Below are 26,271 nucleotides of genomic sequence, written 5' to 3' on the forward strand. Positions count from 1 at the left end.
ATAAAAAACGAGCAATATTTCTCTCAATTATTAGGACTGTTGCCAAAGTTATCCTGCGTGTTAAAAAATAAGTAATAGAAGTATTGTTAGCAAATAGGTGAATATCATTTTTAAGCTAAAAATAAAAAGCTCGACATAATATGCCGAGCTTTTTTGGTTGGGATGTTACTTAATTTAGCTATTAGTAGGCGCTGGTTGGGCATCTACTAGTGGTGGCTTGCCACGCATTTTACGTACTAATCGTTTAGCATCTTCTAGTGCAACGTACTGGCACGGTATAAGTATCAGTGTAATTACTGTGGCAAATAACACACCAAAAGCAAGTGATACAGCCATTGGGATAACAATTTTAGCTTGTAAACTCGTTTCAAAAATAATTGGCATTACACCAATAAAAGTCGTGATTGAGGTAAGTAATATCGCTCTAAAGCGACGAGCACCGGCTTGCATTACAGCATCCTTAATCGCAACGCCTTCAGCGCGTGCTTTGTTTACAAAATCAACCATAACGAGGGAGTCATTTACGACCACACCCGCTACAGCAATAATGCCAAACATCGATAAGCTGCTCATAGTCATACCTAAAATCATATGGCCAAACATCGCGCCAACTACACCAAACGGAATAACCGACATTATAATAAGTGGCTGCGAGTAAGAGCGAAGCGGAATCGCTAACAAGGCAAATATAATCATCATTGATATACCAAAGTCACGAAGCTGCTCTGAAGCACTATCCATCTCTTCTTGAATGCGCCCAGCTACATCACTTGTAACGCCAGGGTAACTTTTAAGTAATGTTGGTAAGTATTCATCACGAATTTCTTCTGCAATTGCAAATGGTTCGGCTTGGTCGGTATTTACCGCAGCCCATACGTTTACAGTACGTTTAGAGTTTTCGCGGCGAATACGGTTTACACCGTCAACCAATTTAACTTCGGCTATTTCACTTAGCGGAACTTCAGCGCCAGTAGGCGTAATAATACGCACACTTGCTATGTCGCTAATTGAGTTACGTTCGTCTTCTGGATAGCGGATCATCACTTTAATTTCTTCGCCTTCACGCAATATTCGCTGCGCTTCTAAGCCGTAGTAACTAAAGCTAACTTGCGACGCTACATCAGCAAGCGTTAAACCCATGCTGTAAGCGAGTGGTTTTAAATCAAGTTGCACTTCGTCGGTAGCGCTTTGCATTGAATCGTTTACGTCGCCAACGCCTTCCATTGTTTGTAATTTGGCTTTTAATTTACCAGCCACTTCTTTTAGTTCGTCAGCATTTTTGCCTTCAAGTTTAAAGCTAACGTCGCCATCATCTCGACCGCCATTCATTATACTGTCTTGAATGGTCATGGTTTTAATGCCTGGTAGGGCGGGCATTTGCTCGCGCCATAACGCACTTAGGGCAAAGGTATCGATAGGGCGTAAATCAGGCTCTACCAAAATGGCCATAATATTTGCTTGCGTTCGTCCGCGCAGACTTACCGATAAATCGCGGATCATCGGTTTACCGTATTGCTCTTGTAGTTGCTGATCGACCTTTAACAACACGCTTTCTATTTTTTGTGCGGTTTCAAGTGTTGCTTGCTCAGATGAAGCAAGGTTCATTTCTATATCAATACGTGGAAAGTCGTGCGGTATTTTAGGGTTTGGTACAAACTTAACTAAACCACCTGCAAACATACCTGCGCTTACAATAAGCAAACACATAAAGCCAACAATCACTGTATAGCGATAATGAATACAGCGGCTAACAAAAGGAAGGTAGTAGTTATTCACAAAGCCTTTTAAACCACTATCAATCACCATACGTAAGCGATGTAATAGGTTTTTAGGATTTGGTTTACGTGGGTTCATTGCTGCAATATGTGCAGGCAAAATAAGTTTTGATTCAATGAGTGAAAAAATCAAACATAAAATAATCACGCCACCAATTGCTTTAGAAAAAGCAGCGCCAGGGCCGGTTGCGAGTGTTTGTGGTAAAAATGCCGCAATGGTTGTTAGTACACCAAAGGTTGCTGGCATCGCAACACGTTTTACACCGCGTACAACATTATCAAGAGTGTGGCCGTATTTTTCTATTTCGGCGCTGGCTGATTCGCCCACAACTATGGCGTCATCAACAACAATCCCGAGCACAAGTATAAAGGCAAAGAGTGAGGCTAGGTTAATTGTTACATCTAAAAAGCCAATGGGCATAAACAAAAAGGCGCCCAGAAAAGACACCGGTAAACCCATCATTACCCAAAATGCTAAGCGTAGCGGTAAAAATAGTGCCAGCACTATCATTACTAACAAGCCACCCCAAATCATGTTATCGACCATCATATCGAGTCGACCTTCAAGGTAGTAAGTTAAATCAACAATAGGAGAGAGCTTAACGCCTGCTGGTAAAAGTGGCTCTTTAGTTGCCATGTAACTTTTAAGGACTTTTGCTACATCGGTAATATCTTGATCTTTTGATGCGTTAACTTCAAACGAGAGTGAATTTTTACCATTATATTTTGAATATTGTAGACCTTCTTCAAAGCCATCATTAATAGTTGCAACATCGCCTAAATAAATTTGTGCACCATCAGCAAGGGTAATAAGGGGGAGTTTTTCAAACTCAAAGCCACGGTAGGCTTGTTTTTCAACACGCATCGAAATATAACCATTTTCAGAGCGTATTTGCCCCGCCGACATATTGGCCGAAAAGTTTTGTACAGCCCCTGCAATATCTCTAAATGTTAAGCCATATTCGCGCAGTTTATCGGGGCTGACTTCTATACCAATTTCGTATTCTAAGCCGCCGTTAAAATTAACAAGATTCACGTGAGGCAGTGCTTGTAGCTCGTCTTTTATATCGTTACCAAGCTCTTTTAACTGGTAGTTACTCATGTCGCCGTAAAGCGCGAGTATCATTACTTCTTGCTCAAACTTATCGCGGCGAACAACAGGGCGTTCCATCCCTGCAGGAAAGGTGTTTATTGAATCAACTTGTACTTTAATTTCATCAAGTACTTCTTGTGGGTTGTATTGTTCTTCTATTTCAATCCAGGCTTGTGAAAAACCACGGTTAGAGTAAGTAATTAGGCGTTTAATGCCTTCAATGCCTTCGAGGTTTTCCTCAACTTTTATGGTTATGCCTTCTTCAACCTCTTGCGGGGCTGCACCTGGGTAAACTGCTTGTACGCTTATCCAGTTGCTTTCAAACTGTGGGAACATTTGTTTGCGAATAGTCATCGCCATTAAAACACCGCCCACTAATATAAATATCATTAGTAGGTTGGCTGCAACGGGATTTCGGGCAAACCATGCTATTAACCCTGTTTCACGAGTGTTCATGATTATTCCTCTTTCAGCGCAAGTTGAGTTACATCAGTTTTATCAGGCGCGATATCTTCAACTTTTACTGCCATACCTTCAGTTGGGTATTCAAGCGCTGAGGTAACAATTTGCTCGCCATTGTTTAACCCTTGGCTGGCTATAATCATGCCGTTTTGCTCGCGTATAATATTGAGGGTTTTAAACGACAATGTTAAATCGTCATTTAAAATGACAATTTTATTATCTTTAACTAAGTGGTGCGCAACAATAATTGCGTTATCAAGCGGGCGACCTTCAATGGTAGCATTAATGTACGAACCAAAACGAAGAGGGCGTGTTTTGTCGCCATAAGGTGTTGCAAGTTGTGCAACCAAATAGCTCATACGGCTTGTTTGATCAACCACACCTTCGGTGCGAATTACTTTGGCTTGCCACATTGTTTGTTTACCTGCGTATTCTGCGTTAAATGTAACATTTGAGCCTACGCCGCCATTTTTTAAATATTGCAGTTCTTGATCGGCAACCGGTAAACGTACCTCTGCAACTGAGGTTGCACTCAATGCACCAAAACTATTACCTGGGTTTACTACTGAACCCAAGCTAATTGTGCGCTCATTAATAATGGCATCATAAGGGGCTTTAATATAAGTACGCTCAAGATTGCGGCTAGCACGCTTAACACTTGCTTGAGCAGAGCGGTAACGCGCTAATTTTTCTGCCAGCTGTGGTTTTCGTAAATAAAGTTCGGATGCAATAGCGTCGCTTGAGTCTGACTTAATACGCTCCCACTCAGCTTTTGCTACATGTGCTTGTGCGCGTTCTATTTCAAGTGCAGAGCTTGCTTGTGCTAAACCTGCTTGCGCTTCAATAAAGTCTGCCTCGTAATCATTTGCATCAATTCGTGCTAAAATATCGCCTTGCTTTACAAACGCGCCTTCAACAAATTGATCTGATACCGAAATAACTTGCCCGCTAACTTGTGCTATTAGCTCGGTACGATACTTTGGTTTAACAATGCCGTACGATTTAACATCGAGCGTTATAGAATCTAAAAGTACGCTTTGTGTTGCTACTAAAGGGCGTAAATCTTGCTCTGGCTTTTCTTCAGGTGGCTGTTTCATCATCTTAAAGGCTATAGCTAGCGCAATGCCGCCTGCTAAAACAGCGATTGGGAGTATTATTTGTTTTGTAGTAGCCACAAGGCATTCCTTCATAATTGGTGGTGACAGAGCAATAATACGCAATAAAGTGTTTACAAGCTGTTTTAAGATGTAACAAAGCATTACATATGTGTGTTACAACTCGCTATGCGACTAATTAAGTTCCTAAAAAGAAATTAAAGTAAGTGTTTTTTATTCAGAGGAAATTATGAAAACCGAATCGATGAATTGCAGGCTAGGCTGCGGCGCATGTTGTATTGCGCCAAGTATTAGTTCGCCTATTCCAGGTATGCCAAATGGTAAAAAAGCCGGAGAGCGCTGTATTCAGCTGGACGAACGTAATTTATGTAAGTTATTTGGTGATGAAAGTCGGCCTAAAGTGTGTAGCGATTTTAGCGCCACGTTTGATGTGTGCGGGTCAACAAACGCGCAAGCCCTAGCGCTTATTACAGAGCTCGAAGAGCTCACTTAGTGAGCTATTAAAATACACATATATTTACACTTATTTATTACTGTGTATTTATTTTAAGTAATTAAAAGCTGCGCTTTTCACGCGAGCAAGCTCTGCGTCTACTGTCAAAGTGGAGGTTTGTGTCTGTTTTGTAGACGTGAAGCTTGCTTACGTTACTAGTTACCAGCTATACGTTGCGCTTAACGTATATTGTTCACCGCGCCCAGGTGTACCAGGTATTTCTTCAAACGACTCATCCCATAAGTTATCTGCCGCTAAGGTGATAAATAAATTACTCAACTGTGGCGGCGTTATTTTAAGCGTTAGCTGGGTAAATAACGCGTTGTCATTGCCGTTTCTAAGTGCATTTTTGTGTTGTGTACGCCATTCGTTATCTATTCTAAATTCTAAAATATCAGTTGGGTTGTACACAGCGCCAAGTGTTAAACGGTGATCAGGAAAGTTTAATGCGTAAAAACTGGCATCAATATCGGCTACGCCGTAGTTTTCTGATTTATGTAAATAGGTGTAGCTTGCTATAAGTTTTGCTGTATCAAAGTGCTTAGTCGCTAAAAATTCAACCCCTGCAGTATCAATATCAACTGGGTTTGCAAAGCGCGCTGAAGTTGAATCAAAGTTAAAGGTCCAATCGGTTAAGTTATTATCTTTGCGATAAAAAATAGCCGAGTTTAACTGCCAGCTTTGTTCTTCAAGTAATAAACCTAGCTCCAAGTTTGAAGTGGTTTCGCGCTTAAGGTTGTAATTACTTCTAAATAATCCACCAGAATCACTGCCGCCAATGGCGGTATAGCCTGCAACTTGGCTTGCTTGTGCATAAGATAAATAAAACGTGCGCTCAAAACCTTCGCTGTTTTGTGTATTTAGCGTTACATCACCAATGAGTGACAGTTCAGAGTCGTCTCTATTTGTATCGTCAAACGCAGCACCTAAACGAAATGTAAGTTGTTTATTATCCTCAAGCACCATTTGGTATTCAGGCAATACGCTTAATTTATAATACTTTCGTGAGGTAAAGTTGTTTTCAAGTGTTGTTGATTCAATCGAGTCATCAATAAATTGTGCTGAGTAATTTATTGCCAGTGCATCGCTTTGTGCATGGCGACCCGAAAGTCCAAGCGATTTAACGTCGCTTTTATGAAAAGCTTCAAATGCACTAGGATTTTCGCGCGAGTAAATATAGTGATCGTCATGGGTACGATAATACGCCGATACTTCAAAGTTACTGTTATCAGCGTAGCTTTGCTTGTGATTAAGCATCCAAAGGCGGGTTTCTAAATCTTCAGTTTCGTTAACGCCAAAAGGGGTGTACAAGTTAGGCCAGCCAAAAAACTTATCTTGCGAGCCATAAAATAAATCGGTTTGGCTGTCCTCGCTTGCTAATTGCACGCGAGCTGAGGCGCGCGAAAAGTCATGGTCACCATTATCAATGGTTCCATCACTTTGCGAGTGAGAATACTCACCTTCAAAGCCCAGAGTATAGTTAACTAAACTATCAAGTTGTGTGTTTTTAGCAGCATGAATGCTTTGCAGATTAAAGTCATTTGTGCCAGTACCAAGCGATATACTGCCGCCTGTAATAATTGGTTTCCAACCAAATGAAACCGTACCTACAGAGCTATTCATACCGTAAAGTGCGTTATCGGCACCGGTTAAAACATCTGGGCCGCTTAGCATTTGCGGTGCAATGGGGATTTCAGCAAAATAATGACCAGATTGCGGGTCAAGCAGGGTAGCGCTTCCTACTCTAAAACCGGTGTTTTCGAAAATACCGCCGCGTATAGTTACATCAGCCTGCGCCTCAGCCATATTACGCGATTGTAAATCAACACGAGGGTCATATTCTAAATTAGAAATAGGCGAGTCGAATGTACCTACTGGCAACTTATTTGCAGTGGGTGAGGCCTCAACCGTTATTTTCTCGATTGCCGACTCATCAGATAGCGTATTAGCATTAGCAAATGCAGTAACGCTGCATAATATTGCAGGTATTATAAGGTGTGGTGTGCGATTCATGTGTTTCTCATCATTTTTTATTTGTAGCTGCGGTTACAATTAATTTCAAAGCTTATATTTGAGCATGATAAAATAACTAAATGTAACAGCAGTCATTTTGTGCGCGATTGTACATTAATTTGCTAATAACTGCATTTGATAACCATTTACACTTTATTTATTGGGTAACATTTATAATGGATACGACACAACAAAATACTATTTACTTTGCTGGTGGCTGCCTGTGGGGCGTACAAGAATTTTTAAAGCACTTACCAGGCATAATAAGTACTGAAGCAGGGCGCGCTAATGGAAAAAATGATAATACACAAGGCGATTACGATGGTTATGCCGAATGCGTAAAGGTCATTTTTGATCCAAAAGCGGTTAGCTTAAACGAGCTATTTGGCTTCTTTTTTGAAATTATTGACCCGTATAGCATTAATAAACAAGGGGATGACGTAGGCCCTAAATATCGCACTGCCATTTATAGCAAAAGCCAAGATCATTTAAATGTCGCTAGCAATTATATAAGCCAGCGAAATGATGCTGATAAAATTGTGGTAGGGGTAGAGCTGCTAACGAACTATGTACCAAGTGATCCTGAGCATCAAGACCGTTTAACTAATTACCCTGATGATTATTGCCACATACCGCTTGAGCTATTGCATAAGTATAAATCGTAATTTAGAGTGGAGTAAGGGCATAAAGATAAGTAATTAGAAGCTATCGCTTCTCGCGCAAGCAAGCTTAGTGTCTACAGGTAAAGTTTAATTCGGTGTTTTTGTAGACGTACAGCTTGCTGACGTGACGAGCGCAGCTCGTAATTTAAGGTTGAATATAGCGTTAGGTAAAGGTAAGTAATTAGAAGCTATCGCTTCTCGCGCAAGCAAGCTTAGCGCCTACAGGTAAAGTTTATCCGATGTTTGTTTTGTAGACGTGCAGCTTGCTGACGTAACGAGCGCTTTATTTCAAAAGTCCCAAAAACAAGCACCCATAAAAAAACTCACATATTGTGAGCTTTTTCAAACTAACTTTAAACTTACAGCTGTTTTTGCGGCGGGAAGTTACTTAAAATTTCGCTGACTGTTTTATTAATTGATGCTTCACGTTGTTCTGGCGATTGATTTTTCTTTAAACGGCCTTCTTTTGCGCCGCGCCATACTAGCTGGTTAGATTCACGATCTACAATATCGATAATCAGTGTACCCACTTCGTATTCACGCGCAGTTGTATCGCGTTGAAAACCAGTACCCCAATAACCCCAATGCGGGCGGTAGTTTATATTGAAGTTGTCTACTTCAAGCTCTTTGTCTACCGATGCATGATAGTTAACAAGTACATCAGCATTTGCTGCATCAACTAAGCTCATACCTAATGTTTGGCTAAGCTCTTTATTAACAGCAGCGCGTACACGCTTTTCCATTAGGCCATTAATTTGATAGTTATTTGTATCTTTAGTTAGGCTGGCGTTTTCTACCCAAGCAAATGTTTTAAAATTACTAAAGTTAGCTGATTTATCGTAATCCCAATCTGGGGTTTGTGTACAGGCTGTAAGAAGTGCTAGCGCTGCAACAATAAGTATATTTTTCATTACGTTTGCTCCAATAAAATGCATTAATTTAAAATAACACACATAGTTTAAATGTGTATTATTTAAACGTCCTATATTTTAGTTTAGTTGGTTTGCCTTAACGGCCAATTAATTGTGTTCAACTTCAATCCAATCTTTTTCATCTACCCAGTTTTGTGCACCGTCTTTTACCGAGCGAATAGGCACAATGTAGTCACAACTTATTTGTGGTTTAACTGAGGCAAATATAGGCACAAAACCAAAGCTTAGTGCGGTTTCTATAATTGCTTTTTGATTTTGCGGATCGATATCGGCCGCTTCATCTATATAAATTGGTATACGGTATAGGTTTTGTTCCTGGTCACTTAATAAGTAGCGAATAAACAACATGCCACACAATAACTTAATAGTAATTCGTGTCCCGTTTGAACCCGCCGAATCTATTTTTTCAAAGTGCTCTGTTTCACCTGCACGGTTAACCACTTCAAATCGAATATCAAATAAATCGGTAAGCGTTAAACCCGCTTTATCTGAGGCGAGTTTAATTAAGTGATCTTTCGCTTCGTTTACCGCACTTTCGCTGTACGGTTCTTGGCTCAGTAAATCAAGTGTGTCACCTTGCTCAAACTGATGCGACGTGCTGATAATGGTATCTATACTATCAACCAGCATTTTGCGCGGTATGACGTTAATTTTAAACGCTTGCAGGTTTGAAATGCGGTGCTGGCTTATGCCTTTATTAAAGCTATTCATTTCGCGGCGAAGGCGGTCTAAATCTTCTCGCAAGCCTTTAATAGTTGCGGCCACTTCGGTAAGCGCAACACGAGCTTGGCGTTCAACAGCATCGCGTTCGTTATCAATGTTATGAAACGCGCTAATTAGCTTTTGGTATTTAGTATATTCGTCGTTTTCGTTGTCGAATTTAGTAATACCCGCGTTATATACATGCAAATAGGTGTTGCGTACGTTTATGTCAAAATTACGCAGCTCTTGACAGTCTTTATTAAAGTGATGAACAAGATCGCTTAAGTTATCAAAGTCGACTGTAATATCAATCATATACGGGGTTACTTTACCGCTGTATAAATCAAGCGTGTGGTCAATTCGATCGCTTTTAACTTGGCGTAAGCGCTCAGTTTGGCGATTAATTTGCTCTTGTTTAGATTTAATTAACGAGCGACGATCGGCAATTGAGCCACTATTTTTTTGAATATCTTGCAGGTAGTCGTCAACTTGTTCGCGCTCAGCTAATAACTGCTCTTTTAGCATGGCTTGCGCTTCAACCGACTGCTGCATTATATCAAACTGTTCTAAGCGTTTTAGGGCGCTCTCAGCGCTCATAAGCTCATCGTATAGCGCGTCTTTTTCTTTTTGCTTGTCGGCAACGTTTGCTGCAACATCGCGTTGTTGTTTAAATTCTTTAAGTGAATGCTCAAGTGCACTGAGCTGAGCGGTTAATTGCTCTTTGTTTTCGCCGCTTTGCATTTGCACAGGCGAGAGCTTTTTAAGCTTAATGCTCGCACCTGGCAGAGTTAGTACACCGCCTTTAACGTTTTCGCTAAGTAGCGATAAAAATTCACCAAACGCATCTTCGTCATCAATGGTTATATCGCCATTAGTGGTGGTTGCAAACGAGAGAATATCTGGGTTTAAAATCCGTGATATTTCCTCTACTTCTTTTAACGAGAGGTCTTCGCGCATGCGGGTAAACAAATTAAACTCAAGGTTTTTAAGTTGCAGCTTTAAGCTCTTAATTTGTTTTTGTGTTTCGCTAATGCGGTAGTCAAGCGTATGTAGGCTTTGCCCTTGTGCGCTGGTTATAGAGTGCGAAAGCGACTCGTAATCTTGCTTTAACTGAGTCAGGCTGGTTTTAAGGGTGGCTTTATTTACCAGTTCAAATTCGCTTTTAAGCGCATCGTAATCTAAAAACCACTGCTCAATTTGTGTTTGTCTGCGCTCTATGTCGCGCGATTGCTGTACGTATAGGCTTTGCTTTTGCTCAAACTCGTGTTTTTCGTGCTCTATATCTTCAAGCGCTATACCCAGCTCATTAAGTTGCGATTCTTGATAGGTATCAAAATCAATCAGTGCTTGGTCAATTTTAGGTGCGTATGCGGCTAATTTACCTTTAAGCACGGTTTGGTTTTCAAGCATTGATTCAAGCGCTGCTATTGGCTCTTGCATTGACTCAAGGGCTTTTAATTCGCGTTTTGAGCGATTTACTTTATCAAACGAGCGACGCCATACTTCATAAAAGTCGACTTTAGAGTTCGACATATGACGTTCAAACACGCGTAACATAAAGCGTTTTACGTCGCTTGCGCCTAATTTGTGTAAGTTAAGAATACGTCTAAATATTTCTTTATAAATAGAGGAGTCTTGCACATTATTAAGCGGGATCATTTTTAAGTTAATGTCGCCGTCAAATGGGGTTGCGCCGCCAGTCAGTAGCGCGTTTAGCTCTTGTGCTTTTAACTCAATAGGGTTGTAGTTAAGCGATTTTAAATGGTTGAACAGCTTGGTAAATTTAATAATAGTTTTACCTTGCGTGTACTGCTCTAAATCAAGCTTTCCTTGATAACAAAAGTACTGATGCGCGTAACCGGCAATTTTACCAAGTCCCGCAACGCCTATTACTACCGAGCCATGAGGCAAGTTAGCTTCTAGTAAAATGTACGACTGATCGGATGAAAAATAAAATTTACGAGTTTCATCTAAATCGTGTCCGTCCCATTCGGTTAAGCGCAAATCGTTAATAAGCGGAAACTGCAGAGCGTTAATAACCGAGCTTTTACCTGTGTTATTGGGCGCGCAAATAGAGCTGCTTTTATCAAGCGGGATCACACATTTTGCATAGCCTGCGGTGTTAAGTAGGGCGAGTTTACTCAGTCCGTATAGATTTTTCATTCCTCGTCCTCTGTAATATAGGTTTCTTCGTTTACTTCCATTAATGCATCTATATAGCGGTGAATTGGCGCTTGTAGCATAAAGCCGCCTTCTACTTCACGGGCTAAACCTAGGCGCACCATGCGCAGGTAAACGTCTTTGCGCAAATCAGATCCCGAAAATATCTCAAGCTGATCAAACAAATGTTTGTTAATTTGCACCAGCGTTTGCATAAGCTCTAAATCGTTTACGTCGTCAAACAATGCGCGCATTGGGTCTTTACCCGTATTGGCGTAGTGCTCAATTAAAATGTAAATAGTGAGCGCGATAGCGCGAGATATTTTGCCCATATTGGGTGTACTTTCGTCGCTACCAAAGTAATAAAAGCCACGGCTGTCGTGTTTTAAATCGTTACCCAGGGCGGTAAATAGGGCGGTGTAGTCTTCTATGTGTTGGTCAAGCTCTTGCCACATTACGTTGTCTTGCTCGCAAATGTGATAACCCGCTACTAATTTTTTATTAATGGCTTGTAGATGGGTTAGCTCGTCTAAGTTTATGTGTGTCATGGTTTATTTACCTGCCTTTGGATCTGGCTGAGGCTCTGAATTAAATGGATATAAAGAAAAGTGCTGACCGGCAATTTTTACGCGGGCTTTTTCATCGCTTTGAATTATTTTAATATCGCAGTCGCTGACTAATTTTTGATACAAAAATAGCATTTCGTCGGCATCGAGATCTGGATAGCTTTCGTCTAAAAATTGCAGCAAGGGCTGCGGCTTTTTGCGTTTTTTATTAAAGCGCTTAGCAAAGCTGGTTTTAACATCGTTGTAGTCAGGAATATTAGGCGTAACAAATGCAGGCACGTCTTGCTGGTCAGGCAATTGGTATTCTTCGTGTTCAAATTCAACCAAGCTTGCCATGTAAGCGACAATATGGCGTTGCTGACCAAGCGAGTAGCGCTGCGCGTCACTCACAAAATGTGGCTGCACCGCGCTTAGCATATTGTCTACGCCATTTTTACGCACAAGCCCAAGTACTTTGGCAGCTTGGCGAGTAATTAAGTTATTACGGCGTAGCTCTTCGCGCAGCGGCATAAGCATATCGGCACTTTTACGTAAGCTTTCTCGGCCCATTAAATGCATTTCGAGTATACGGGTACGTAATTGTTCCAACATACGTTTGTCATTATACGCTTTACCTGAGCGCTCAATGTGCAGTATTTGCTTACTTATTTGCTCTTCAATGAGGGTAAAACACGCATGAAATTCACCACGAATATCAACCATTTTAAGCATTGGATCTATGTATTCGTCAAACGCTTCTATTACCGCTTTATAACGCTTTTGCAGCGATTGCACCGCATTATTTGATTTGGCTTGTTCAACAATATTTAAAATAGCGTTTTCGTTGTGCGTATAGAGCTTCATTATTTTACGCACCCGATCATCCATAATGCGGCTGTAGCGGCGTAAGTCGTCAAAGTCTTCTATTTCGCCAGCGTTATCTAGGCGGTTGCCTAAACGAGCTAGGTCCTCTACTAGTACGCTAATTTCTTGTGCTAAACCTAAATGCTCTTCTTGCAGTAAAAACGTAGCAAAATCAGCAATAGCACGATTTATTTCAAGCTGAGAGGATTTAGCCAGCGGAATTAAAATATCTTGGTTTAACAAACGATTTGTTTCTTTATAAATGCGTTCGTTTGACCACGTAGGCTGCTTTTGCTTAATCGCGTTTTGTACGTCTTTTAGGCTAAAGTCAGCCATTTTAAAACGTTTAAATAATAGCTCTAATACACCCCAATGTTCGGTTATGGTGTTTAGCAGCTTTTTAGCTGGGATCATAAGGGGTTACAACATCCTAGTATTTTATTATTGAGTTCTTTTAGAAGACTCATTATTACGTATTTTTAATTAACCTTGTCTGTATATAGTATTCGTTTTTAAGACCATTTAATAATAGTTTTTGCATAGAGGCAGTGCTAAAATTCGCGCCGAAAATAGGCACATGAAATGGAATGTTATTTGTGTGTTCTTTAAAACTATATCAAAGGTTGTTTAACTACCATGGTTTCCTCGATTATTCTAACCCTGATAGCGATTGCATTTTTACTGATCGTTATAGAAGATATAATCCATGTCAATAAAGCTAAAACCACGCTGTTTTTTGGTACGCTTTGCTGGATTCTTCTTTTTATATACCCTCTACACGGGCAAAGCCCCGATACGATTCAACACCTCTTAAATGAAAATATTTTAGAAATTGCCTCATTATGGCTATTTTTAATGGCTGCAATGACCTTTGTAGCGTATTTAAATTCAAAGGGGTTTATAGAAAATATTGTGCACCGTGTTATGCCAAAAAGTATTAGCGAAAAAAAGCTCATGTTTTTGGTGGGTGGTTTTGCGTTTTTGTTTTCGTCGATTTCAGATAACGTAACAGCGACGCTTATATCGCTTGCGGTTGTTATGTCGTTAAAACTTGAACCTAAAAAACTCATTAAATACGCCACGCTTATTGTGTTTGGGGTTAACTCAGGTGGGGTATCGCTAATAACAGGTGACGTAACCACACTAATGATATTTTTAGATGGCAAAGTAACCATTGCTCATTTATTACTACTTATAGCGCCAGCACTTGCAAGCGTTATGTTGCTAGCCGCGTTACTGTCTATCGGTATGAAAGGGCGTGTTGGGTTTGCTGGTGCAGGTAAAACCCGCATTGAAAAAACCGACATTACCATTTCTGTTATATTTTTATCTACCGTAGTGAGCACACTTACGCTGAGTGTAATTTACAGCGTACCGCCTCTATTAACCTTTTTGTTTGGCTTATCAGTGATGTTTTTAGTGGCGCAATTTTTAATGCGCAAAAAAGACATAAACAAAGACATAATCGATTTTGTTCGCGATATAGAATACGACACATTATTGTTTTTTGTAGGTGTACTTTTACTTGTAGGCGCACTTAAAGAAATAGGTATGTTGAGTAAATTTACCGACTTATACACGGTAATGGCACCAGAATACGCAAACTACTTAATGGGCATATTATCAGCAGGGGTCGATAACGTACCGCTTACTGCTGCATTATTAAAAGCCGATATAGTAATGAGCCAACAACATTGGTTGTCGTTTACGTATGCAACGGGCGTGGGCGGTTCAATGCTTATTATTGGTTCGGCTGCGGGCATTATTGCCATGAGCAAAGTTAAAGCACTTACCTTTATGAGCTACTTGCGTTTATCGCTGCATTTATTAATTTGTTACACGGTTGGATATGCGGGCTCGTATTACATGGGCAGTTTTATTTAACTCATAAATTATTAAATGCTTGACAGCTAGACGTCTAAACGATAACTTTCAAAGCCCCGCTACTTAGTGGGGTTTTGTTTTATTAGCCACTGGTTAATAAAGCATTCAGAAGAGGTGCGATACTTAGGTACTTAATGTTAGGCGACGAAAGCCGATGATCATTAAGGAGGGAAGTACTCGCCGAGGAAAATAATGGTACGTCGTCATTGTTTTTCGGTTTATGGGGCTGAATCCTCAAAACTGTCACCAATATAGGTGGAGAGCTTCTGGCAGTGGACTTATCTTCAAGCATTCCTTTGCCAAGTTCTTCTTGTTTTATTGCGGTTTGGATACCGCGAAAGGAGACTAAATGACTACCCAATCAGTGCCACAAACAGTATCAGGCGCAAAATCAGATTACATCGTTGCCAAATTTGGCGGAACCAGTGTTGCAAATTTTGAAGCGATGAGTCGCTGTAGCGAAATTATTGTTGCAGATAAAAGCGTACGTATTGTTGCCGTGAGCGCCAGTGCCGGCGTAACTAATCACTTAGTTGCACTGTGTAAATCAAGCATTACCTCAAGTGAGCGCCAAGAACACATAAACGGCGTGCTTGCTATTCAACAAACTATTTTAGATGAATTATCGCTAGATGCCGATTTAGCGGTTGGCTTTAGCGAAACCCTAAAAGCATTTCAAACATTGGCTCAAGAGCCACTGACAATCGATCAGCAACATGATGAGCTACTTAGCTTTGGTGAGCGTTTATCGTCGTATTTGTTTGCTCAGGTACTGCGTTTACAAGGTTTAAATGCCGATCGCTTTGATGTGCGCAAGGTGCTTAAAACCGACAGCCAATTTGGCAAAGCAACGCCCAACGTTGCAGCCACAGCGCAAGCTGCTAAAGAGCATTTAATTCCGTTATTAGACACTCAAGTAATTGTAACTCAGGGATTTATTGGTAGTGACGAATACGGTCACACCACAACGCTAGGACGTGGTGGTTCAGACTACAGCGCTGCATTATTAGCTGAAGCAATTAACGCTAAAAGTGTGCATATTTGGACCGACGTAGTGGGCATTTTTAGCACCGACCCGCGTTTGTGCGCAAAAGCGACGCCGATTGCACGCTTAAGTTTTGACGAAGCCGCTGAAATGGCAACCTTTGGCGCAAAAGTATTGCACCCAGCGACTATTTTACCAGCAAGCCGTAGCCACATTAACGTGTTTGTAGGTTCTAGCCGAGAGCCTGAGCGAGGCGGTACGTGGATTGAGCGTGAAAAATCGCAGCAACCAGGTATACGCGCAGTAACGCAACGTAAAAACCAAATTTTGCTTACGCTCAAAAGCCCAGAAATGCTACTAGCAAGCGGCTTTTTAGCACGCGTATTTACACTATTAAGTGAATACAATATATCGGTAGATTTGGTAACCACATCAGAAATCAGTGTAGCTATAACGCTTGATAACGCGCAAAACGCCTCGCGCCCAGAGCTTGATCAAGAATGCCTAGATAAGCTTGCAGAGTTTTGCCATGTTTCGGTAGAAAACAACCTAACATTGGTGGCACTTATTGGCTCTGAGATTCAATTACGCCAACACGAAATGAACTTAATGAGTGTACTAAAAGACTTTAACATTCGATTAATTTGTCACGGTGCTAGTAAGCACAACCTGTGCTTTTTAGTAGAGCAAACTGAGTCAGATAACGTAGTACAATCTATTCATAGCCGTTTATTAGAAAACGATTTTGCTGCGTAAATCGCGCTTATTCACGAAAGTGATTTATTAAAGTTACTTAACAAAATCAGTTAATAAAAAGCATCGCCAGTCGGTGCTTTTTTTATGCACCACACTTATATCAAAACAAACATTACTGTCACTGCTATCAGCTACAGTAACGCTATTACTGCAAGCACTGAGCTTTGCACTATGTAATTCGTCAAACACATTAGGGCTAAGTAACTTTGCAATAGGGCGGCTGGTGGCTTTAGCAAGTGACTCTTTTAATGTCCAAATTCTAAAAAACGTATCCGCTTGGGCTTGGGTATTAGTGGGCTTTGTAATAAGTGTAATTTCATCATTATGATAAAAATGCTTAGCGAGTTTTTCAAATGGGCGGTTTAGGCTTACTTTTTCAATATCAAAACCAAATTCACTTTTACCAAGGTTAAGCGCAACCCCAACTAAACCATGCGAGTGCGAAATACAGGTATTAATAACATCACCATTTACATGTAGTTGCAGCTTTGAGCTTGCCTCGTCAAATTCTGTACTCATTTTATTAAGGGCTACGTGCGCATGTTGCGGCTGCGTTATTTTAATAAGGTGCTTTAACAATAACCGCGTAGCTAAATACTCTTGCTTAGCTTGCGGGCTTTTGCGGCGGTTTATAATGGCTAACTCAAACAGGCTTAAGCAATCGGGCAAATTAAAGTCACTAAGTTCAAGTGTTTTAGCATTAAATAATAAAATACTGTTACTAGCTAAAGACAAGTTTACTAATTGAGTTGAAGTAATACTCAAGGCGTTTTTAAAATAGTGTTCAGTCATAAAAGCCCTAAAGCAAAAGAAGTCGCTGATATTGTGAGCGGTTAACGCCCCTAATAAAGGCTGGGTACAATTTTATTACTCAGCTGGCATGAAATATGGTTTAATTCACAATAATCAAAATAATAACAGATTTGTAGATGTATGGCACAAGTGCGTGATGGGTTTCAAAGCCGACTTGGTTTTGTTTTAGCCGCTGCTGGCGCAGCAGTGGGTTTAGGTAATATTTGGGGTTTTCCTACGCAAGCGGCCAACCATGGCGGCGGTGCTTTTTTACTGGTTTACTTTATTGTTATATTTTTACTTGCGCTCCCTGCATTGTATACCGAACTTTATTTAGGCCACAAAGCACAAGCTAATCCGGTAAAAGCATTGGGCGATGCATGGCAAAGCACTAACCGCAAAGTAGGTGCAGCAGCAGGTTATATTGGTCTTGCGGGCGCGGTTGTTATGCTAAGTTTTTACTCAATAGTAGCAGGGTGGATGCTCTCCTACGCTATTGAACCCATAACAACCTTTTTAGGTTTCACAGGCGCAAGCGAATTTTTACATAGCGACTCAGTGCTTCGTAATTTTGTATTTACGCCGCTTATGCTTATTTTAACTGCCAGTATTATTTTAAAAGGTGTTAAATCGGGAATCGAAACCTGGTCGCGCCGTTTAATGCCTCTGCTACTCGTATTGCTTGTTGGTTTAATTGCCTACATTGCAACACTCGATGGCGCAAGTGAAGGCTTTGCCGCGTATTTAATTCCTGATTTTAGCCAAATACTCGATCCTAATTTAATTATTGCCGCAATGGGGCAAGCGTTCTTTTCGCTCTCGTTAGGTGTGGGTTGTATGATGATTTACGGATCGTATTTACAGCCAGATGCTAATTTACCAAAGCTCACCGCAGGTGTTGCCTTACTCGATACCAGCGTTGCTTTTTTAGCGGGGTTACTCATTATTCCTGCTATTTATGTAGCGCAGCATAACGGCGTTGAAGTATTTAGTGGTGGTAAACTAATTGGCGAAGGGCAGCTTATTTTTGCTATTTTACCTGCGCTATTTAGCACCATGGGCGAAATTGGCTTATTAGTTGGTTTATTGTTTTTTGTATTAATGTCTATCGCATCGGTTACGTCAACTATATCGACCACCGAAATTCCGGTAGCGTTTTTAGTCGAAAATCACAACGTTAGCCGCACCAAAGCAACATGGGCGGTAAGCGCCGTTGTACTTGTGTGTGCGAGTGCGATTATACTAAATTTTGATTGGTTATTTGGCTTAGTTATTATGCTATTTACCCAATACCAATTACCACTAATGGGCTTATTTTACTTTATTACAGTAGGGTGGATGTGGCAGCGTGGTAATAAATTACACCAAGCAACAACCGGCGTACATTACTGGTTTGCTCAGTATATTCGTTTTGTTTGCCCAATATTAATGACCTTGGTATTTGCAAATGTTGCATTTGGTTAATTTTATTTAAACCCTAAAAATAGATTAATAAAGCGAAGTGAGTTTTAAACGCACTTCGCTTTTTTTTGTGCCTGAAATTTAGGTATAGCTTATGTCTTTATAAAACCTCGTTAGTCAGAGGCCTACCTTCACTTACTTCAAGCGCGTTAAGTAGGGTTGTGTTTGCTATTTCGGTGAGTGCTTCTTGGGTAAAAAAGCCCTGATGGCCTGTTACTAAAACATTTTTAAAGCTCACTAAACGCGAAAATATATCGTCTTGGTTTATTTCGTCGCTGTGGTTTTTAAAAAACAGCTCCGACTCTTGCTCGTAAACGTCGAGCCCTAAATACCCTAATTTTTTAGTTTTAAGTGCATTAATGCACGCTTTGCTGTTAAGCAGTGCCCCGCGAGAGGTGTTAATAAGCATAACGCCGGTTTTCATTTTGCTAAATGCCTCATCATCTATTAAATGATGAGTTTGTTCCGTTAATGGGCAATGCAAAGAAATCACATCGCTTTGGCTAAGCAAGGTGTCTATATCGGTAATTGTATAATTGCCAGGTTGTGCGTAGGGGTCGCACACTAATACTTTAGCGCCAAAGCCATTTAAAATGTTACACAGCGCAAGGCCAATTTTACCGCAACCTACAATACCCACGGTTTTATTGTGCAAGTTAAAGCCTAGTAATCCGTTTAAATCAAAATTGTCTTCGCGTACGCGGTTATACGCTTTATGGGTTTTACGGCTAAGCGTGAGCATAAGTGCAATACAATGCTCGGCTACTGCCTCAGGGCTGTATGCTGGTACGCGTAATACTTTAATTTTATGTGCTTTTGCTGCAGGTAAATCAACGTTATTAAATCCTGCACAACGTAGCAAAATAGTATTTATGCCTTCGCTTGCCAGTTGTTCAATAACCGTGGCGTTTACGGTGTCGTTTACAAATACACATATGGCATCAAACCCGTTTGCTAAAATAGCCGTTTGTTCGCTTAGAGCTTGCTCAAAATACGTTATTTTTATATCACGATTATCGCGTGTACTTTGTTCAAAAAAAGGCAGTTCGTACTTTTGAGTACTAAAAAAAGCAATGTTCATGGTAATAGCTCCGACGCTTAAGGAAAAATAATAGTAACATTAAACTACTTTACAAAAACGTGCCTAATTAGTTCTCCTGCTACTAATTTAAGCTTTAAGCGAAGTAAATATAGGTGTTTTAGGCGATATTCTTTTATCACTTTTTGCTGTGTTTACCTTTGCTGCTTGCAGTAGGTTGCTTTCTATTACTTGTTTAAGTGTTTCGGGCTTAGTGCGCGGTGCATAGCGAGCAACCTGCTGACCTTGCGAGTTAATTAAAAACTTAGTGAAGTTCCACTTAATTGCACGGTTTTGTGAAATACCCCGAGTATGTGATTTCAAATAATTAAACAACGGGTGAGTTTCTGGCCCATTTACCATTACTTTACCAAATATCTCAAACGAGATATTAAATTGATCTTGGTAAAAGTCTTTAATGGCTAAATTATCAAGCGGCTCATTTTGACCAAACTGATTACACGGAAATGCCAATATTGTAAATCCGCTACTTTTATATTCTTGATATAGTTTTTCAAGCGCACTTAATTGCACCGAAAAATTACACTTACTCGCTGTATTAACAATCAGTATGGTTTTTCCCTGTAGCTTACTAAGAGGAAAGCTTTCGCTGTTGTAAAGTGGTGCATTAAATTGATAAATACTATCCATAGGTTACCTACTTACATTTCCGATTAAGGAAATTTTATAAAGATTTTCATTCGCTTTTTTATCAGCCGGTTGACATAATCTAAGCCTAGTTTCTAAGTTATCAGTTAAATAGGTCATTTTTATGTCAATGAAAGTCGCATTTATAGGTTTAGGCGTAATGGGTTACCCAATGGCGGGGCATTTAGCAAAAGCAGGGCACAGCGTATGCGTTTATAACCGCACTCAAGCTAAAGCACAAGCGTGGACTGCAGAACACTCAGGAAGCTTTGCACCAACCCCGCGCGAAGCTGCCAACAATGCCGACATCGTATTTATGTGTGTTGGTAACGATGACGACTTACGCTCAGTAGTGTATGGCAACGACGGCGTGTTAGCGGGCATGTTGCCGCACACTGTTTTGGTTGATCACACCACAACCTCTGCTGAAGTAGCCCGCGAAGTAGCTGCAAAAGCTGAACTACAAAATGTCGACTTTATAGATGCGCCAGTTTCGGGCGGACAAGCTGGCGCCGAAAATGGCGTATTAACGGTTATGGCAGGTGGCAGTGAAGCCGTATTTGCTAAAGTGCAGCCAGTTATGGCGGCGTTTAGCCGTTTTAGCCAACTGTTAGGCGGCGTTGGCTCGGGACAATTTTGTAAAATGGTTAATCAAATTTGTATTGCTGGCGCAGTACAAGGTTTAGCCGAAGGCTTACATTTTGCCAAGCAAGCAGGGCTTGATGGTGAAAAAGTAATAGAAACCATTTCTAAAGGCGCAGCCGGTTCGTGGCAAATGGAAAACCGCTACAAAACAATGTGGGCGGGTGAATACGAGTTTGGTTTTGCCGTAGATTGGATGCGTAAAGATTTAGGCATTGCACTTGATGAAGCTAAAAACAACGGCGCTACTTTACCAATGACCGCAACGGTCGATCAATATTACGCCGATGTACAAGCACTTGGCGGCGGTAGATACGACACCTCAAGCTTACTAGCACGTATTGAAGCGCTGCATAAAAAGTAACGCTGTATACGCAAAGCTTGCTTGCGTATAAAAACGTAGTTTTTAAAATGATAAAGATATTAAAAGCTGCGCTTTTCACGTGAGCAAGCTCGACGTCTACCGCCAAAGTGTAGCTGTGAGTTTTACTTGTAGACGCGAAGCTTGCTTGCGTATAAAAACACAGTTTTTAAAATGACAAAGATATTAAAAGCTGCGCTTTTCACGTGAGCAAGCTCGACGTCTACTGCCAAAGTGCAGCTGTGAGTTTTACTTGTAGACGCGAAGCTTGCTTGCGTATAAAAACACAGTTTTTAAAATGACAAAGATATTAAAAGCTGCGCTTTTCACGTGAGCAAGCTCTACGTCTACACTCAAAGTGTAGATATGCGTCTACACCGAATTACATGCTTTGTGCGTAGTTATACAGCGCCTTTAAAATTGTAAGATTTTTTTCGCTGTCGTCATGTTCATGCGCTAGGTTTTCAAGGGTGATCATAAAATCTTGCGCGTTAATCGATGGTTGATCTTCCCCATGCATTAACTTGTTTTGGCAATACTGGCGCCACTGGTCAAGCTCTTGCTGGTTTAGCGTTTCAGGCCAGTTACGGGCGCGGTATCTAAACAACAATGTATTAAACTTTTTATCTTCAAAGTCTAACTTCAACCCAGCCAATTCATCTGGTTTTGCATCACGAATAATCGCAAACTTAGCCTTGTCGGCATGGCTTGTAAAGCCATCGTAAAGTAAGTAGTCAACGTTAGTTGTTGCGCTGTAATCACCTTGCTCGTTAAACACTTCCGTTACTTTATCGCGAAGGTCGGTATTGGCTTTTAAAATAGCTAAGTTAGTTAAGCACTGCTCGCGGTTAATCCCTAGGCGGGCGGCGTTTTCAGGCAATAACGTTTTAGCTGGGGCTAAAATAGGGCACTTGTTTAAATGCACTAATTTTAAGCCAACAGGTAATTCACCCTCGGCTAAATCAACACGTTTGGTGTATAAACGTTTGCGTAACTCTTCTACGTTTAAATCAATGAGTACTTGCGGGTTTTGAGTTAAATCAAAACAAATAACCGCGTTTTTATTTACCGGATGAAAGCTCATTGGTGCAACCCAGCTTGTACAGCCTTGTGTTGCAGGTATGCGCGATGTGGTATGCACCAGCGGCGTCATGTTAAATACATCAACCAATTCAGCAAGAGCTTTTTTATTACGCAGCCCAAAAAAGAAGTTATACAGCTTTGGCTGTTTTTCTTTTATTAGCTTAGCCAGTGCAATAGTGGCGGTTACATCGCTTAGTGCATCATGCGCAGCGGCGTGTTCAATACCATTAGCTACCGTTAAATGTTCTAGCTTAAAGCTTGGGCTGCCGTCTTCTTTTAACGGCCATTCAATGCCTTCAGGGCGCAGCGCGTAACAAGCACGTACTAAATCAATAATATCCCAGCGACTATTATTATTTTTGTATTCGCGCTCGTATGGGTCGTAAAAATTACGGTAAAAGCTATAACGGCTTACTTCGTCATCAAACCGAATACTGTTATAACCGGCAACACAGGTGTTTGGCACGCTAAATTCGGCATGAATTTTTGCTATAAACTCAGCCTCAACCAAGCCTTTTTTCATCGCCACTTGCGGCGTAATACCCGTAATTAAACACGCCTCAGGGTGAGGCAAGTAATCCGCTTGCGGCTTACAATATTCAATAAGCGGCTCGCCAATAATATTTAAATCAAGATCGGTACGAATACCCGCAAATTGGCTCGGCTTATCTTTTTGTGGGCTCGCCCCCCAAGTCTCGTAGTCGTGCCAATAGATTGTTGCTTGATTTTGCTCTTGATATGCCATGCTGAAAACCCTGAGTAGTTAACTTAAAAGCGCCTAAATACGTGCCAAGTTACTAAAATAATGAATTATTTAGATTATGGCATATGGGCGAGGGAGTTTATAGGTTTGTCTGATAAATGAGGTGTTAGTTAGATATTTTGAATTTTGAGGGCTAGAGCTTACCTATACTTAATTAAGTAATTCAAAAGTGGGCTTTATTGCTGCAAATAAAATTAACTGTTACATTTGTAACTATATTATATGAAAGGACTCTGTAAAAATGAAACTCAATCAAGTTTTATCAATTGTTAACCAAGTCGAAAAATCTAAATTTATTTCATGTCTCGACCGCCTTTGTTCTGATGCTGCTAAGAATAATAAAAAACTAGCTAAAACAATAGACAATATTGACGGTCAAATTAAAAATGCGTCTGGTAGCGAAATTACCCAATTATTCCATACCGTCAGAGATTTTTTTAAATGCTCTGTAAAAGATCAAATATTAATGAGTACAGCACAACTCAACTTGCTAGTTAATATTTTGAGCCGTGACGGGAATGGAGTTGCTCGAATTAGCTGGATTGAATCGCTTTATGAGAAAGAGTGGGCTGAGTTATCAAGGCTCTCAAAAGAGCTTAAAGATTATATCCAACAAAATTCAGCTGAAAGTATTTTAGAAAGAAATCGCGCCTTGAAAATTTATCATGCGTGCATGAAAGAAGCATACTTTAATGATGAAAAGAATAATCGCGATGCTAAAGTAACTGACGATGAGCGCAGCATTCTGAATGTGCTTGCAGATGAGTTGAATTTAACAACAGATGAATGCGCTGCTGTAGAGCATTTAGTCGATGTTATTCCTAAAAATGGAGTGCTGGATGCTTTAAATAGCCTGAGGGATATGGGGTTATTGTTTATAAGTAAAAAACGCCAAGAAGTGTTCATTCCAGATGAAATAGTAACTTTACTTAATGAAATTCAAGGGAAAGATTTAGCCGATAAATATATATTAAGAATCCTCAGAACTCTTACTGACGCTGAGCTTTCAAATGCACTTAAAGCGCATGGTCGTAAAATAAGAGGCGTAAGCCGAACTGATAAGATTCAAACAATTATTCATTCAGGACTTAGCGCAGCTAGATTACTATCAGATGATATCCACAGTCTTGAAGATAATCAAAATCAACGTAAAGAGCGCTTAAAACAGTTAATTCAAGACTTAGAAATTGACACTGAAAAACTTGGCACTACTTTAGATGAGCGTATTAGTTTAATACTATCATCGCTATCAGGTGCAACAGAAAAGGAGTTTGATTCCCTCAGCGCTAGTGGATTTAAGCAGCTTCTAAAAACATTAGAAGAACATTTTCCAACAATGCAAGTAGTGCTTAAAGAAGCATTTGAGCTTGAAGCTAATGAAATAATAGATACTGAAAAATTACGTGCCTTGAGTATCACACCTCATGATATTTTATATTTACTTTCAAATGATGAAGTAAGAGAAGTTCGAGATAGTATGGGGCTATCTAAACGTGGTAATGCGCGTTTTGCTATTTTAGAAAGCTTTGCTAATGCGACCGATAAACTAATTGAAAATTACGACGCATTAGCGCGTCGTGATATCAATACTCTTAGGGAAGTTGGTGCAGATGTAACAGAAGCTGATATTGGTGTTAAGTTTGAAGAAGTCACAAAAGCAATTTTTGAACTACTAGAGCTAAATATCGACGAAGACCTTCGTAAAGATTTAAATACTGCTAAAGATAAAGCAGATATCGTAATTTCACTAAGTGATAACGACATAATTATAGGTGAAGCAAAAACCTGTAAAAATGGAGATTTCGCCAAATATTCAACAACGTCGCGGCAAGTAAAAGCCTATGTAACTCGCGCAGAAAACCAGGGTAAACGAGTTGCACAAGTGTTGATAATCGCGCCCAGCTTTTCAGATGATTTTATTGAGTCCGCCGAAATGGATACTGAAGTAAATATCTCATTGCTAGAAGCGCATGGTCTTAAGTTAATACTTGATGCTTACAAATCTAAACGTAACCCAAGTTTCGCTCCTAAGTTACTTACTAAAGGTGGTTTGCTGAAAGCAGAGTTAATAGCCAAGAATATCTAAGGCAGATACTAAAGGCATGTACTAACTTAAAAAATCAGTTAATTTAATAAAAGAAAGATCTACCTAATACAATGAAATTAAAGTTAAAAATAACATTACTCTACTCACTTTTCATATCTACTAGCGCTTTAGCTGGACTGGCTAAAGTTCAATTAAATGGCTTTGACGTTGAATACGAGCTAGCTGGTAAAGGTAAACATACTATTTTACTTGAAGCGGGCGGCTCTGCTGGTTTAAGTGATTGGGAACCGGTTTTTGAATCCCTAATTCAACACGCTAGAGTTATACGGTATTCTCGTATTGGTAATGGCGGCTCTGCACAAATAAAGAAAAATTATAGCTCTGAGGAATATGCAGCTGAGGCTTTGTTACTTCTTCAAGTACTAAAAATAAAAGAGCCTGTTGTGTATGTTGCACACTCTTATGGTGCTTATATTGCGCGTGTATTTGCTGCAACATACCCTAATCAGGTTAAAGCGTTGATGTTGATTGAGCCTGGATCAGAACACGATGTAGATATTATGCGCGGGATTGATTTGTCACGCGCTGAAAAAGAAATTGCAGCAATAAAGCTCGACGATATGAAAAATGGAATGTCGAATCAGTATTTAGATTTTTGGGCAAAACGCCCGCTACCAGATTATCCACAAATTGCTGATATACCAGTAACTGTTATAGCCTCAGTTAAAAAATATAAAAGTCCATCGGTATTATTTTTTACCGACAAAGCACGTGAAATGTGGGGCGACTTACATTCAAAGTGGGCTAATGCCTTTCCTCGAGGTGAAATAGTAATAACGAATAAGAGCTATCACTACCCGCAAAATGACGAGCCAGAAATGGTTGTAGCCCAAATAGTTAAGTTACTAGAACGCACTCAATAAGTTTAAGTTTCGTTGGTTGTTTTTATAAATAT

19 protein-coding genes and 1 riboswitch are annotated in these 26,271 nt (G+C 40.2%); of the genes, 8 read left to right on the top strand and 11 right to left on the bottom strand.

Annotation, left to right across the window (positions count from 1 at the left end):
• Positions 1-174: 174 nt before the first annotated feature.
• On the bottom strand, positions 175-3,324 hold the full coding sequence (locus AOR04_RS07040) for an efflux RND transporter permease subunit (RefSeq protein ID WP_096792868.1): 3,150 nt from the start codon (positions 3,322-3,324) through the stop codon (positions 175-177).
• Between the two features lie 2 nt (positions 3,325-3,326).
• On the bottom strand, positions 3,327-4,505 hold the full coding sequence (locus AOR04_RS07045; protein WP_096792869.1) for an efflux RND transporter periplasmic adaptor subunit: 1,179 nt from the start codon (positions 4,503-4,505) through the stop codon (positions 3,327-3,329).
• A gap of 169 nt (positions 4,506-4,674) precedes the next feature.
• Here AOR04_RS07045 and AOR04_RS07050 point away from each other — a divergent pair, with 169 nt between their 5' ends.
• Positions 4,675-4,938: a YkgJ family cysteine cluster protein gene (locus tag AOR04_RS07050; RefSeq protein WP_008134548.1), complete on the top strand. Its 264-nt coding sequence runs from the start codon at positions 4,675-4,677 to the stop codon at positions 4,936-4,938.
• A gap of 159 nt (positions 4,939-5,097) precedes the next feature.
• Here AOR04_RS07050 and AOR04_RS07055 read toward each other — a convergent pair whose 3' ends face one another.
• Positions 5,098-6,951, bottom strand: coding sequence for a TonB-dependent receptor plug domain-containing protein (locus tag AOR04_RS07055; protein ID WP_096792870.1), 1,854 nt, complete (start codon positions 6,949-6,951; stop codon positions 5,098-5,100).
• A 176-nt stretch (positions 6,952-7,127) separates the two neighbouring features.
• On the opposite strand from AOR04_RS07055, the gene AOR04_RS07060 reads away from it, so the two are divergent.
• Positions 7,128-7,616, top strand: a complete 489-nt coding sequence (locus AOR04_RS07060) for a peptide-methionine (S)-S-oxide reductase (RefSeq protein ID WP_096794098.1) — start codon at positions 7,128-7,130, stop codon at positions 7,614-7,616.
• Positions 7,617-7,972: 356 nt separating this feature from the next.
• Here AOR04_RS07060 and AOR04_RS07065 read toward each other — a convergent pair whose 3' ends face one another.
• The 4 genes from AOR04_RS07065 to AOR04_RS07080 all read right to left on the bottom strand — a co-directional run bounded on the left by AOR04_RS07065 (position 7,973) and on the right by AOR04_RS07080 (position 13,230).
• Complete coding sequence (locus AOR04_RS07065; protein ID WP_096792871.1) at positions 7,973-8,524, bottom strand: DUF4136 domain-containing protein; 552 nt, start codon at positions 8,522-8,524, stop codon at positions 7,973-7,975.
• Between the two features lie 108 nt (positions 8,525-8,632).
• Positions 8,633-11,410 carry an ATPase gene (locus AOR04_RS07070; protein ID WP_096792872.1) on the bottom strand — a complete coding sequence of 926 codons (2,778 nt, stop codon included), beginning with the start codon at positions 11,408-11,410 and terminating at the stop codon, positions 8,633-8,635.
• Positions 11,407-11,955, bottom strand: coding sequence for a condensin complex protein MksE (locus tag AOR04_RS07075; RefSeq protein WP_024605891.1), 549 nt, complete (start codon positions 11,953-11,955; stop codon positions 11,407-11,409). The genes AOR04_RS07070 and AOR04_RS07075 overlap by 4 nt, the downstream gene beginning before the upstream one ends.
• Positions 11,956-11,958: 3 nt before the next feature.
• Entirely contained in the window at positions 11,959-13,230 is a 1,272-nt protein-coding gene (locus AOR04_RS07080; protein WP_096792873.1) for a hypothetical protein, read from the bottom strand.
• A 222-nt stretch (positions 13,231-13,452) separates the two neighbouring features.
• On the opposite strand from AOR04_RS07080, the gene nhaD reads away from it, so the two are divergent.
• Entirely contained in the window at positions 13,453-14,700 is a 1,248-nt protein-coding gene (gene nhaD, locus AOR04_RS07085) for a sodium:proton antiporter NhaD (protein ID WP_096792874.1), read from the top strand.
• A 101-nt stretch (positions 14,701-14,801) separates the two neighbouring features.
• A riboswitch (Lysine riboswitch) is annotated at positions 14,802-14,974 on the top strand.
• A 75-nt stretch (positions 14,975-15,049) separates the two neighbouring features.
• Positions 15,050-16,441 carry a lysine-sensitive aspartokinase 3 gene (gene lysC, locus AOR04_RS07090; RefSeq protein WP_096792875.1) on the top strand — a complete coding sequence of 464 codons (1,392 nt, stop codon included), beginning with the start codon at positions 15,050-15,052 and terminating at the stop codon, positions 16,439-16,441.
• A gap of 33 nt (positions 16,442-16,474) precedes the next feature.
• Here lysC and AOR04_RS07095 read toward each other — a convergent pair whose 3' ends face one another.
• Complete coding sequence (locus AOR04_RS07095) at positions 16,475-17,233, bottom strand: 4'-phosphopantetheinyl transferase family protein (RefSeq protein WP_096792876.1); 759 nt, start codon at positions 17,231-17,233, stop codon at positions 16,475-16,477.
• Between the two features lie 141 nt (positions 17,234-17,374).
• On the opposite strand from AOR04_RS07095, the gene AOR04_RS07100 reads away from it, so the two are divergent.
• Positions 17,375-18,697 carry a sodium-dependent transporter gene (locus AOR04_RS07100; protein ID WP_096792877.1) on the top strand — a complete coding sequence of 441 codons (1,323 nt, stop codon included), beginning with the start codon at positions 17,375-17,377 and terminating at the stop codon, positions 18,695-18,697.
• A gap of 97 nt (positions 18,698-18,794) precedes the next feature.
• On the opposite strand, the gene AOR04_RS07105 is transcribed toward AOR04_RS07100, so the two are convergent.
• Together AOR04_RS07105 and AOR04_RS07110 are read right to left on the bottom strand one after the other, a co-directional pair.
• A complete protein-coding gene (locus tag AOR04_RS07105) occupies positions 18,795-19,775 on the bottom strand; it encodes a 2-hydroxyacid dehydrogenase (RefSeq protein ID WP_096792878.1) in 981 nt (326 codons plus the stop codon).
• An 87-nt stretch (positions 19,776-19,862) separates the two neighbouring features.
• Positions 19,863-20,423 (bottom strand): glutathione peroxidase, encoded by a 561-nt coding sequence (locus AOR04_RS07110; protein ID WP_008134532.1) that lies wholly within the window; start codon positions 20,421-20,423, stop codon positions 19,863-19,865.
• Positions 20,424-20,544: 121 nt separating this feature from the next.
• On the opposite strand from AOR04_RS07110, the gene AOR04_RS07115 reads away from it, so the two are divergent.
• Positions 20,545-21,426, top strand: a complete 882-nt coding sequence (locus tag AOR04_RS07115; protein WP_096792879.1) for an NAD(P)-dependent oxidoreductase — start codon at positions 20,545-20,547, stop codon at positions 21,424-21,426.
• A 379-nt stretch (positions 21,427-21,805) separates the two neighbouring features.
• Here the strand turns inward: AOR04_RS07115 and sbcB are convergent, their stop codons facing one another.
• On the bottom strand, positions 21,806-23,251 hold the full coding sequence (sbcB, locus tag AOR04_RS07120; RefSeq protein WP_096792880.1) for an exodeoxyribonuclease I: 1,446 nt from the start codon (positions 23,249-23,251) through the stop codon (positions 21,806-21,808).
• 259 nt (positions 23,252-23,510) lie between these two features.
• Between sbcB and AOR04_RS07125 the strand changes: the two genes are divergently transcribed.
• Together AOR04_RS07125 and AOR04_RS07130 are read left to right on the top strand one after the other, a co-directional pair.
• A complete protein-coding gene (locus AOR04_RS07125; protein WP_007378126.1) occupies positions 23,511-25,355 on the top strand; it encodes a hypothetical protein in 1,845 nt (614 codons plus the stop codon).
• Positions 25,356-25,426: 71 nt separating this feature from the next.
• Positions 25,427-26,239: an alpha/beta fold hydrolase gene (locus AOR04_RS07130; RefSeq protein WP_096792881.1), complete on the top strand. Its 813-nt coding sequence runs from the start codon at positions 25,427-25,429 to the stop codon at positions 26,237-26,239.
• The last annotated feature ends 32 nt before the right edge of the window (positions 26,240-26,271 follow it).

Source organism: Pseudoalteromonas sp. 1_2015MBL_MicDiv (assembly GCF_002407505.1).
GTDB classification, from domain to species: Bacteria; Pseudomonadota; Gammaproteobacteria; order Enterobacterales; family Alteromonadaceae; genus Pseudoalteromonas; species Pseudoalteromonas fuliginea.